Source organism: Gramella sp. MT6, assembly GCF_019357415.1.
In the GTDB taxonomy this organism is placed as follows: domain Bacteria; phylum Bacteroidota; class Bacteroidia; order Flavobacteriales; family Flavobacteriaceae; genus Christiangramia.
The window spans coordinates 2,591,094-2,603,786 of the sequence record NZ_CP048410.1; the positions used below are offsets into that span (position 1 = coordinate 2,591,094).

Consider the following 12,693-nt stretch of genomic DNA (forward strand, 5'->3'; position numbering starts at 1 on the left):
ATAAACAATTTAGATGATCGACCTATATTTGAACTCAAATGCAATCTTATGCAAAAACCTAAAGCCGCCTCGAATTGAGACGGCCAGATATTTTATTATAAATTATCATTAGTTCTGCCTAATTTGGTTGCATCTGGATCTTAGGATCTATGGTAAAGGTTCTTTCGCTCTCGCCATTTATACTTAAAACCAAATTGTAAAGCTCCAGACCTTCAACGTAATCTGACCTAATATCTCCTATAATTGTTCCTTCAAGATTAGGATCTGTATAAGTTCTGGTTAATATCATCGGCCCACCCTCAGGCTTGCGATAGATTTCAATAATTTCAATTGTTTCTTCGCTGTTTCCATTCAAAGTTTTTCCACTCCAGAAGATCCTCCTATTTTGATTTACCAGAGCGATATGATTTTCAGGGCTGCTAACGGTTGAGGTAGAGTTACTCCTGCTGTCGGTAAAAAAGACCGTTTCGTTTAGATTATCCTCATTAATATTTTCGGTATCAACCGTTACAGTGACGTAAGTATCTTCGCCTTCATCTTCACCCTCCTCACAATTGAGAAAAACATGTAAATACTCAGCTGTTGTTCCATCGTCATTAAGTAAATCCTGGACCTGTATCCAGCTTAAAGTACCTGTTTCCATATAGTCTCCGGCACTTCCATAGTTACCTGGCCAGTCCGTTAAGCTTATTTCATAATAAAGATAAGGTTCACCTGCGCTTATATCATCTCCGGGAGCAGGTACTGCCAGGCAAATGGGCTCTGCATAAAATTGTCCGTCATTTCCGGTTACAGGAATTTGTCCTAAATATAGTGGAGTACCTGAATTTGAAGTCCCCAGGTAAAGATCCAGACTATAATTTGCTGTGTAATGTCTGCCAGAATCTGTGCAATAGTTTGCAAAGAAGCATAGGGTTGAAAGTTCTGTTGGATTAATATCAAAAAATACATAACCATACAGATTTACCTCCCGGTCATCAAAGCATAACACAGGAATATCAACATAGGTTTTAGATCCAGCCCTAAGATCCCAAGAAATAGGAAGCGGTTGATCTACAAATACGGCAAATTCACTACCCGTTTTAGGAGCTGCCCAGATAATATCTCCGGGTGATCCGGCGTCATCGCTCAGAACCAGAAAATCGGTTAAGGTAACAGATACTGTTGTCGCGCCTGTTGGCACTGGAATCTCCAACTCATCATTATAAGCTGTAAAAAAGCCATTTTCATCGTTCAATATTTCAGCAGTTACATCAATAGGAGTATCAGAATCCCCATAGATAAGTGATATTTGCGCAAATGCAGGGGCTTCCTCTGAACAATCCGGTATATCATTAACCTGTTGTCTTTCTGCAGCGCGGTTGATCATATCATTTAAAACAGGACCTAACGATAGTATGGCAACATCCTGCGATATTTCAGGATCAGTAACTGGTTCATCCTGATTACAGGAAGAAAAAAACAGGGCGATGATAACTGTTATAACCAGGTGTAATTTCAAAGTTTTCATAAATTTAAATTTTAGATTTCTTTAGAAAGCGGGCTTCTTTATCACCTGCTTTCTCAAATGAACTTTCAGCTTAAGGATCTATTTCAAATGGAATAGATCTTTAAACATTTTTGATAGATACTACATGAGCTTTCTGGAAAAAGCACAATTCCGTCTTTAAAAATTACTCGGGGGGACTAAATAATAGGGGGGATGCTAATTGTGACCTTTATTTTTCTTTGTCATTAATTTTCAAAAAGAAGCCGGTTTAATCCATTTCTTCTTAGGAATTCAAAATTCCTGTTTTTGAAATATATAAGTCAATAGTCATCCAATTTAGCTAAGAAGAATATATCTGGGAAATTTTTTAGACCAACTCCCTACTAAATCGCTATAATACTGAAAATGAGCAGGTTTTAGCTTTATTGAATTGTGTGTTTTAGCTGATTAATATAATTTTAAAGGAGAAGAAGTTCGAATTTTTTATGGCAAAAAAATTTAATTGAATTGTAATCCTTTAAAATATTAATGCTTCTAAAGAACGGTGGAAGTCCGTTTTAAGAAATAGGCTAAAAATTATAGTTTAGCACAAAATTTAGCTGAAACATATCCACTTTATTAAAGAATAGATTTGGATTATCTGGGATGTCTCCATTCCCGAATTTTTGGACAAGTAATATTTCTGGTTTCAAATTTTTCCAATTCTTAAATGAGAAGAAAAGGTCAATATTTACCTGAGTATAATCTGGCATCGCATATTTATTCGATGCAGGATCGAGAACAGAAGGGTTCCAGTGTTTTCCTAAGCTAAAAATTGATCTTACCGCTAAGTTTTCATTAAACAATTTGAAATGTTGGTCATAGTAAGCGACCAATGCATGATTGTCTGAAACACCTTCACTGCGTTCCCGTTTTTGAAATGTGAATATGAATTCTCTTCCCCATTCCCTGGGAAAAAGGAATTTTCCACCAGGAAGTATCCGGTTATAGGCAAGCGATAATGAATTCTTCTTAAACCAGTTATATTGTATCTTTAATCCTAGCAGATCTGATGAATTATCCTGAAAGTAACTTAAAGAATCCAGTTTATTTCCTCCATTATTAATTTTGGTTTGATGTAGCCATTCTCCCTGTATATCAATATGATCGGTTACCTGGTACGTTGGTTTTAAATAAAATGAATTTGATACATTTTCTATAAAATAATTCCAGACCTCAAGCTTCAGATTCTTGGAGATTTCCTGGTCTATATTTGCGATCAGTAAAAAATCTGAATCAGTATTGTTATTGTCATATTGAGAGCCTTCTCCATCATTATTCCTGGCAATTGGATAGGTGCCCAGGCTTCTTCCGATCTTAAAAAACTCCCCGGTAGAACGAGGCGCCATAAAATTGAATGCTGCCATTTGAATTTTGGTATTTCTATTGGAATCAAAAGCGTAATGAACGCCCTGAAATAATGAAGGGATCATCCTGCCGTCCTGGCCATTTACCAGCGGAGAATTAAACTTCATTCTGCCTAATTTGATAAAATGTTGATCATTTTGGTAACTGGCATATAATTCTCCTAATATAAAAATCGAGTGGTCTTCCAGGTCCAGCCGGTCAAAAAGGCCCTCTTCGTACCTGCTTGTTTTCTGAGTTTGTAGATCAGGTACGGTAAGATCCTGAATTCCGAGGTTCCAGGTGGTGTATAAGGCGGCACCAATTTCAAAACCCTTAAAGAAATTCTTTTTATAATTTAAATGACCACCGGTGGCAAGAGCATTATAGTCTTTGAGATCTTCAGTATTATCAGTAAGCATATAAAAGCTTCTCCACTGCCCGGATAATTTTCCATAATTTTTCGCCTCTTTTTCTTCCTGTGAGAATAGCTGAAAGGATAAAAAGATCAAAAGTATCACAGTAATTTTCTGAAGCATTATTTGATCTTTTGGAGGTTGTAATTCTTTTTGTAGAATTCAATTATTGGAGGGAAAGGTCCCCATTTGTGCTGTTCTGCTGAAAAATTATCTTCCCACGGTCCATAAGGCGTAGAAACAGGTTTTAGCTTACGATCAGGAAAATCCTTTTCCAGATCGCTTTTATGAGGTCGTGAGAAGCTATTGATATAGCCTGCGAGATGATAGGCCTCTTCGTCAGTAAGTTTTGGATCTTTCCAGGTAGCCTGTTCAAAAGGCATATTTGATTTAATGAATTGAGCTGCCGTCAAAACCCTATGCATTCCTGCTCCATCATTAAAGCTGTCTGGTCCCCAGAGTGGAGGATAAAGATAGTTATTGGAACCATCATTCAATTTTTGACCGGCTCCATTATCCCCATGGCAAACGGAGCATTCTCTAGCATATAATTCTTTACCTTTTTTCAGGTCAACCGCAACTCCAGGGATCTCAATCGCCGGAAAGCCCTTGAATTCTTTTTCTCTTTTTTCAGGAAGTCCTTCGCTAAGCCACTTCATATAAGTTACAATAGCTTGCATCTCTTTTGAATCATCGCGCATTTTCCTGCCGTTCATACTTCGTTCCATGCAACCATTTATACGATCTTCAATAGTCCCTTCCTGATTTGATCTACCTCTGAATTGAGGAAACCTATCAACCACACCAACCCAGGAACCAGAGCCGGCCTGCGTTCCAGCTCTTAAATGGCAATTGGTGCAGGAGAGATTATTACCAGCTAATCTCATTTCGGGATCTTCAGATTGTGGACCCATATATTTCGAAGTTTCGGATATTAGCAGGTAGCCGTATTCTACTTCGGGATCCATAAAGCCAGAAGCATAAATGGAATCAGGGTTTTTCGGGTTCCAATTTTCCGGGGCGATCTTATACCCGGTAAAAATAGCTGGTTGAGTTGTGTAAGTGATCACTCCTATAAAAACAATAATTACAAGAACAGTTACCAACAAAAAAATTTTTGCGATAGATCTTACCAGTGTACTGAAATTACTCATTAGCTAAATATGAAAAAGTTTATTTTTAGTTCTGTCAAACTTAGACCAATAAAGCCCATACAGCAGTAACAATTGTTACAGTACTGAACCAGAAATAAGGCTGGAACTGCAATTCAAATAGAGTTTTTTAATAACAAATTATCCTATAAAATTTATTTTAATTTTCATCCTACGATCGATTCCTTTGAATAATGTAAATTATCTATGCTATCGCATATTAAATCATTGAAAACCAGTTAAATATAATTTTAAGTCATGCTTTTAGTGAAAGAATAATGATCTGGATATCGGCTTAATTTCGTACCTTTTCTTTGCGATTTTGGATTTTGAGTTTGTAGGGTATTTAAAGAAATTCATTTGAACTCATGCATATGATCTACTCCCTCCGGGTGGTTTATTTATTGTTCAGTTAAAATCATAGTTAAAGACCTTTATTATTTTGCAATCGTGGGTAAAAAGCTTAGAACTATTGGCCTGCATATCCTTTTCTGGATTCTGGTCGTTTTGTATTTCGCCTGGGGATTTGGCCTTGGTCTTGATCCTATGAAGTCTATTTATAACGCGTTGTTTTTCCTGCCGGGACATTTGATTATGGTGTATAGTCTCTTATACTTCCTGGTTCCAAAATTCCTGTTAAACAGGAAATACTGGCAATTCTTTCTTGGCCTGGTGATTTTAGTATTTATCTGCGGAGTTTATACAGTGATCGCACAGCTTTCAATCTCAGCAGATCCAAGATTTCAGGGAGCGACCTTTTCAGTAGGAAGAAATATTCTTCCATTTATTCATATTGCCGGGATAGCTGCTTCGATAAAACTTCTGAAATACTGGTACCTTCAGGGTAAACAAACTCAGGAAGCAGAACAACAAAAGACGATTGCTGAACTAAAATTATTGAAGGCACAACTTCATCCGCATTTTCTATTCAACACATTAAATAACCTTTATTCTCTAACTCTGGAATATTCGCCAAATGCTCCCGAGATCGTGCTTAAATTATCGGCTCTGCTCCGGTTCATGATCTATGAAAGTAATTCCCCCAGGATCCCATTATCTAAGGAGATCGATCTTCTGCAAAACTACATTGCATTGGAAAAGTTGCGCTATGGGGACAGGCTGGACATATCTGTGAACATTAGTGGAGATATAGATAAGTTCCAGATCGCACCTTTGTTATTGCTCCCATTTTTAGAAAATGCCTTTAAACATGGGACAAGCAAACAAATTGATCAATGCTGGATCAGCTTTAATCTGGTTCAAAAAGCAGATTTAATGCGATTTAAACTGGTAAATAGTATAGATCAGGATTATTCTCATATGGACAAAATGCCCTGTGGTTTAGGCCTGGAGAATGTGAGAAAAAGACTTGATATTTATTATAAGGATAAGTATGCCCTGAACTGTCAAAAACTGGAGGAAGTGTTTGTGATCAATTTAAAACTTGAACTTGAATTACTGGAAGATCAATATCTGGATAAATTACACCTAACCAAAATAGTTTAGAAATGTCATGCAAATGTATAATCGTAGATGATGAACCTCCGGCAATTAAAGTTTTAGAAAACTATATATCTACTATCGTCCAGTTAGAGCTTCTCGCAACGTGTAAGAATGCTTTCGAAGCCTTAGATGTACTGAGTTCGCAAAGGCCAGATCTCGTCTTTATGGATATCCAAATGCCTAAACTCATGGGGACCGAATTATTAAAGACACTCCCTTATCCACCAAAGGTTATATTTACTACAGCTCATAAGGATTTTGCTATAGAAGCCTTTGAACTTGACGCTGTAGATTATTTACTTAAACCTATTTCTTTTGAGAGATTTTTAAAAGCGGTTAATAAAGTTCTTCAGGTAAACTATCCATTACCAGAAACAAGGAACTTCGGGATTAGCTTTGTGTATTTCAGGTCAGACCGGAAGATGATGAAAGTTTTTATTGATGAGATCCTTTATATAGAGAGTATTCGCGATTATCTAATTATACACCTGGAAGGCAACAGAGAGCTTCGCGTAAAGTTAAGTCTTAACCAAGTGATTGAAATGCTACCGGAAATCAAATTCTTAAGAATACACAGGTCTTATATAATTTCTATAGATAAGATAACCGCTTTCACCAAAACAGACGTTGAGATTGGCCGTATAGAATTACCTATAGGTAAGAGTTATTGCAGTTCATTTTCCAAATTAGTGCCAACCAACGCTAATCTCCCTAATGGAGTAGAGGAGAGAGAATAGATCTCTTTTTTTTCTGCAGGAGATTTTTTTAGTGCCGAATTTTGATCAAGAGAAAAGTCCGGATTTTCATACCGGACTTTTCCAACCTGCTTGATTCGACTATTTTAGTTTTTTGATCTCTCGAAGGTTATTTTCAAAAACATATTTTCCTAGTTCACCTCCCTGTCTTTCTCCAACCACAATGGCGTTTCTAAAGTGATAACCTATATAGATCCTTGAAAGAGCATTATCACGCGCCATTTGTGAAAAGCTACTTAAATGCCGGGTTGTGCCGGGTAAGTTGTAAGGACTAATTAGGTCCAGATCACAATGATCGGTGTTAAAATAAGCTCTGAAAACTGCGGCTGCAGCACCGCCATTATAAGAATGGGTTGAAGGATATTCCGGGGTAGGAGGAGTTGTGAAGGTTGGAGTCCATGAAGCATCACCGGTTGTTTCGTCGATACCGTCTGAATCTCCTAAGCGAACAGCAGTAATAGGTCTCCATAAATTGAAATGATATTTACCATCAAAGGAGGCAATGTAGGAATCCATTTGTGACATTTCAATAAGACCGATCAATCGTGCAGCTTCCCAACCATCCAGTTTTTTCTGAACGATCAGTGCCCTGGCGACCCTGTTGTTGAAACTTGAAGTATTCTCTATATAAAAGGCTCCGATCTCAGTTTGTTCTTCGGTCCTGGCGGGACAGGAAGTACATCCAAGCATTTTTACTTCATTGTAATCTTTTATATAATCTGCTGAATTTAACGGAAAAGGGGCCTGGTCCCTAAATTGATCACCAGATTCTATCCCGAAAGGCGTTAGACTTCCCAAATTAGGAGCATATACGGCATTCGCTGGCCATACGGGAGGGTTTGCCATAGCCCAAGGCATGAAATCTGAACGATATTCTCCCGGTTCAGTATAAAGTGGATAGCCAGCAAAGGCCAAAGGAAAATCCCCGGATCGTTTTTGCAGAATTGCCGCGGTAGCTTCCTGCCCAATGGCTATGCCTCTTGTTTTGAGATCTGAATCTTCAATATTTGATAAAATGCTATTCAATAATGCGTCTGCTGTAGCGGTGGAAGGAGGGAATACCTGAGCCATCATATCCCTGGCTGCTTTAGAAACGGCGGCGTCAGCTATAGTATGAATATTCTTCTTTGTAATATCACTGGCATCTACTTCACTATTATCCAGGGCGTAGGTTTCATACTTTGGAACCACATTGTTAAGTGCATCATGCATGGCCAGAGTAACCATCACGTAGATCTTCACTTCAGCGGGTTGCGGTAACCTGTTATCTATAGACTGACTCAGCAATTCGTTCCATTGAATTACAACATCACTACTATAGGATTTGATCATTCCGTTATTAAAGTTTTCTGAAGCCTCGCTATTGGCAGAATTCAGAAGATTAGGATCGGTGGATTCCAGTTCATCCTTTTCACAGGAAACCAGAAGAAAAAGGATTAGTAATCCGTTTAGAATTTTGGCAGTTGTTTTCATGATTTCGAATTAATTGATTCAATTAAATGTATCCTGAAATACAACTGAAAAAGTTTTTCTTCGGTGGAGAAGGGCTTCCAGGTGTTAAAGAGTTGATATATAGCGACTAAGATTGTAAAGAAAGGCTGTTGGACCGGGTTAAAGTAATTACATCTGATAGCAAGTTGACTAAAAGTACTTCAGTAGTAAAAGCATAAAGTTTTAAAACAATAATTCAGGACCTGAATTTGTCAATTTGATATTTTTATACTCGCCATTGCCAGCCTGCCTATTGAAGGAGCACCTATAAATTCGATCTGCCTGGTATTGAAGATGTTGGTCATATTAAAATTTAATACCACATTTTTACTATAAAGATATTCGGCGCCAAAATTGAATGTGGTAAATCCTCCTAAAGGACCATAATTGAAGTTTTTTGGTGGTGTTCTGGTACCAGCACCATCTGAACTTCCTATCTGATTGCCGCTATAGAAGTCATATTGCTGTATAATTCTGGTTCCTAAGGAAAGGGAAAGTCGGTCCTTCAAAAGCTCGTCTACGGTTAGCTGTGCAACAGCTCGATGATTTGGCGCATTTATACTTTTTTCATCCTGGGTTATTTGTCCATCCCTGTTCGCATCATTTTCCTCAAAATCGGCATTAAGCCAGGAATATTTCAAAGCCAGATTAATAGAGGAAGCTAGGTAATAAGTAACACTAAGGTCTAAACCATAAACTTTAGCCTTGCCATAATTAAAAAAAGTAAAAAAGGAAGCACCCTGTAAGGTATCATTGCTTATTGTACCTGCAAAAACCGGGTTATGGTTTACTTCAATTCCATTTAATGAAAGGGCTCTACCGCCAACTGGTAATGCCGGAGTAATAAAATTCTTGCTAACGCCGTAATAAGCATTGGCATCCAGCCAGATCTTCTGAAGAGGTTGCCCTTTATAACCTATTTCCCAGGTTTTCACTTCTTCAGGCTTTAAAGGCTTAGTGGTTAGTACAGCCCCGGGATCATCGATCAACGAATTATTCAGGATATATTGAATTCCCTTCCCGCCATTACCGAAAAAGAAATCGCGAATACTGGCATATTGATTTTGAATTGAAGGCAGGGCATAGGCCTTAGCCCATCCCAGCCTTATGTTACCTCGGTCAAGATCTTTCACCAGAGTAAGTTTAGGAGCAAATAGATCTTCAAAATTTTCATTATTGTCATATCGAAAAGCTCCAATAATTCGCAGGTCTTTCAGAAGTTTTTTTTCGAGTTGTAGAACAGCACCGATTTGTGATATAGAAATATCACCGGCTTCCCCTACCAGCGTAGTTCCATCATTTATGTTGGGTTGGGAATTTTCGAAATCCAGACCTCCAACAAGAAATAGTCCTGCTTCTGGAAAGTCTGTATGGTACTGAATATCTGCATTAAACCTTCTGCTCTTTTCTTTGAACTCAGACCCACTTAAAGCTGCCTTTTCTGCTTCATCGGGAGGTAAATATAATGGCCCCGGTTGGGATCTCATCCAGAATATCTGGGTATACCCGGCAAGGGTATAACTGTTTCCAAGTGTTCCCCAAGTGTTGTAAATATTGGCATAGAAATGCGGACTTTTATACCTAGCTTGTAGAAAGCTATACCCAACATCTTTCATTTGATTGCGGCCGCTGGTGGTGACTTGTAAAAAATCATTGGTACTAGCTCCACCTGAAACTACAATTTCGGTGTTTGCATCAAGATTATAATAAAGATGTGCTTCACCTCTAAGATGGCGGAAATCAAAATCTACATTATGCTCAGGGACCCCTTGGGGAGGATTGCCCACATACACACTATCTATGAAGTGAAACTCCCGCCCACTGGCATATTCTCCGGTTATTTTCCAGGCCCAGCGATCATCGATCTTTTGAGCATGCCTGAAACGCCCACTAAACTGTTCCTGGTTTCCTGCGCTAAGTGATACCGAAGTTCCAGGATATAAGCGAGGATCTTTTGTAATGGTATTAAAAACTCCATTATGGGCATTAGGACCAAACAAGGCCGTTTGCGGACCCACAACAATCTCTATTTGCTGGATATCATCCTTAATTGTAGTACCGTTATTAAATACTGGCAAGCCTCCACTTAAGGCCGCGGTGCTAATACGACCATCTACGATCTGAAGTATTTTGTTATTGAACGCGCTGTTCAATCCCCTGGAATTAAAGGTTATTCCATCGACGCCATAGCGTGTAAATTCCAAACCTTGTATTCTGGAAATAAGCTCTCCCGTATTAGATCCTGCAAAAAGCCCAAGATCCCTGGACGTTATTACCTGAATAGAAGCAGGAGCACGGGTGATCTTTTGAGGACGAAGTAGTGAGGTAACCATAACTTCCGGAAGTGTATCGGTTACCGCGTCTTTAGCCTGATCTACATTCTGAGCCAAGATAATTTGCGATGAAAGAAACGAGAAAATGAAAAAAACAGCTGATATTTTCATAGGTAATGTTTTTTAAATCCAAAATTCTAATATTTAGCAGAGTATTATCCTTACCGCATAAAAACAAACCCAAATTGAATATTTCAATGTGACTACACAATTGAAGGTTCAATTTGGGTTCTATTCTATTGATAACAGCGCTGGCTATTGCCAACGATTTATATTAAAACATATTTGGATAACTATATTAAATGTAGGATTTTTTTCGTCATGAAATACATTCAGTTATTGTTTTAACTCTGTAAATCAGTTGTTTATGTTTTGTGCTCAAAAGAGCCCTTGAAATTAAATAAGATCAATATTTAGGAGTGTAGAAATAATTATTTTAACTGACCAGCAAGAATGGGTTTTTTTGGTGTAGCATTATAAGCGAAATCTTTTACGATCCATTCAGTCGCGCTTATAATCTCTATCCTAATCCATCCGTAATGAAACTTCCCATCTATCAGGAACCTTAAGCCCAGGTACTTTTCACCTTTGTGCATCCAGTCTAAATAGCAGCCTGATTCTCCTCCAAAACATTCATCAATATTAAAAATAGCTCCCGGGGCATAGAATTCACCATTATTGAAACCGCCAATGAAAATCTTTGCATCAAGATCAAGGGGCATAGGATGCGTATACCAGGGAGCTAATGATAAAATCCCATTATTAGGATTATCAGATGCGATTCCAAGCCATTCATAACTTCCATCACTATTGAATGTTATAGAAAAATCAATGATATTATCATCATTAAGATCGATATCATAATTCAAAATCTTATTTTCAGATTTGAAATCTGGTTCAATATCAGTATAGATTATTACAGGTTCTTCATCCACTGTTGGCTCTTCCTCAACCGGTGCACCATCGTCTACTGGTGGTTCATTTTGAGCAGGTGGTTCTTTATCAATAACCGAGTTATTATCGAGTCCTTCGAAATCCTCAGAATTAGAACAGGAGATTATAAGCCATAAACCTATAACAAATAAGGTTTGCCAATTCGTAAGATAGGAGAACATAGTATTAAATTTTCCGGCATTCAGGGTTGCCACCCGTATTGTTTTCATTTAAAATCATTTATTTAACATGGCTGCATTAAATAGCTTCTGAGAGCTTGGATTATCTTCCTAGATTTGATGAAGATGAATTCAAATGCCTTTTTCCAATTAATAGTACAGGTAGATAATTCTATTCTTGCCGAAAGTTTTCTCGATTACCCTTCCCTGGCTGTCATATTGATAATTGTAAATTTCTTGTTTATCGTAACCTGTTTCAGTAAGATGTTTAAAATTCATAGCGGTAGGAAAATAATTTTGTGCGACCTGTCGTGGAATGATCTCTAATTCCCAGAAAAGGTTTTTATCATTCGTATAGCCTTCAAATTTGGTAACGAAATACAAGGTGTAAATTCCTGTTACGTTGTAATCTCCGTATTGCTCGATCATCTTTAGGTTACCATCGTCAAAATAATAGTAGACTAATTTCTCTTTATCTAAAAAGTCGATGTTTGTTTCCTTTTTTTCAATAATCTGGCCTCTGGCATTGTATTCAAATTGTATTTTAGACCTACCGCTCCACATTCCATTATACCTACCGACCTCTACAATGCGGTCACCCTCCCAATAGAAATCATAAACATCATGACCATCTATTTTGAGTAGTTTTCCGGCGCTATTGTAATAAAAGGAATCGGTAAAAACTTCTGGACTGGACTCGGGATGACTATAATTGATCTTTAGCAAGTTTCCATCAGGCCTGTAATAATATTGAGCCCAATAATTAAGTTTTCCATTTTCGTATTTTTTAATGATCCCGGGATATCCTGGTAATTCAAACGCAGTATTCGCTGGTGATGGCTCCAGAGGTAGATCATCTATATCCTCTGAATTTGCATTTATTGTTTGCGGAACATCGTCATCACTGGAACAGTTTGTAAAGATTACAGGGACTGTCATTAATAAAATGTATGTTATAATCGTTTTCATTACTGATAAATTTTCAATCCAGACTATTAACTGAGCTATACCTTTCAATGTTGTTCTTATTTAATTATTCTACCCTTAAAACAGACAAGAT

At 37.7% G+C, this 12,693-nt stretch carries 9 protein-coding genes; 2 read left to right on the plus strand and 7 right to left on the minus strand.

What is annotated here, in order from left to right; translation table 11 throughout:
- Window positions 1–118: 118 nt before the first annotated feature.
- The 3 genes from G3I01_RS11580 to G3I01_RS11590 form a co-directional block, all read right to left on the minus strand.
- Window positions 119–1,510 (minus strand): hypothetical protein, encoded by a 1,392-nt coding sequence (locus G3I01_RS11580; protein ID WP_219548033.1) that lies wholly within the window; start codon window positions 1,508–1,510, stop codon window positions 119–121.
- A 548-nt stretch (window positions 1,511–2,058) separates the two neighbouring features.
- Entirely contained in the window at window positions 2,059–3,411 is a 1,353-nt protein-coding gene (locus tag G3I01_RS11585; RefSeq protein WP_219548035.1) for an OprD family outer membrane porin, read from the minus strand.
- Window positions 3,411–4,442, minus strand: coding sequence for a c-type cytochrome (locus tag G3I01_RS11590; protein WP_219548037.1), 1,032 nt, complete (start codon window positions 4,440–4,442; stop codon window positions 3,411–3,413). The genes G3I01_RS11585 and G3I01_RS11590 overlap by 1 nt, the downstream gene beginning before the upstream one ends.
- Window positions 4,443–4,889: 447 nt before the next feature.
- Between G3I01_RS11590 and G3I01_RS11595 the strand changes: the two genes are divergently transcribed.
- Window positions 4,890–5,945: a histidine kinase gene (locus tag G3I01_RS11595; protein WP_219548039.1), complete on the plus strand. Its 1,056-nt coding sequence runs from the start codon at window positions 4,890–4,892 to the stop codon at window positions 5,943–5,945.
- Between the two features lie 2 nt (window positions 5,946–5,947).
- Window positions 5,948–6,679, plus strand: coding sequence for a LytTR family DNA-binding domain-containing protein (locus G3I01_RS11600; RefSeq protein ID WP_219548041.1), 732 nt, complete (start codon window positions 5,948–5,950; stop codon window positions 6,677–6,679).
- A 99-nt stretch (window positions 6,680–6,778) separates the two neighbouring features.
- Here G3I01_RS11600 and G3I01_RS11605 read toward each other — a convergent pair whose 3' ends face one another.
- The 4 genes from G3I01_RS11605 to G3I01_RS11620 all read right to left on the minus strand — a co-directional run bounded on the left by G3I01_RS11605 (window position 6,779) and on the right by G3I01_RS11620 (window position 12,602).
- Complete coding sequence (locus tag G3I01_RS11605) at window positions 6,779–8,170, minus strand: vanadium-dependent haloperoxidase (protein ID WP_219548043.1); 1,392 nt, start codon at window positions 8,168–8,170, stop codon at window positions 6,779–6,781.
- Between the two features lie 230 nt (window positions 8,171–8,400).
- Complete coding sequence (locus G3I01_RS11610) at window positions 8,401–10,632, minus strand: TonB-dependent receptor (protein ID WP_219548045.1); 2,232 nt, start codon at window positions 10,630–10,632, stop codon at window positions 8,401–8,403.
- Between the two features lie 320 nt (window positions 10,633–10,952).
- Window positions 10,953–11,684, minus strand: a complete 732-nt coding sequence (locus G3I01_RS11615) for a hypothetical protein (RefSeq protein ID WP_219548048.1) — start codon at window positions 11,682–11,684, stop codon at window positions 10,953–10,955.
- A gap of 99 nt (window positions 11,685–11,783) precedes the next feature.
- Window positions 11,784–12,602, minus strand: a complete 819-nt coding sequence (locus G3I01_RS11620) for a hypothetical protein (protein WP_219548049.1) — start codon at window positions 12,600–12,602, stop codon at window positions 11,784–11,786.
- Between the last annotated feature and the right edge of the window lie 91 nt (window positions 12,603–12,693).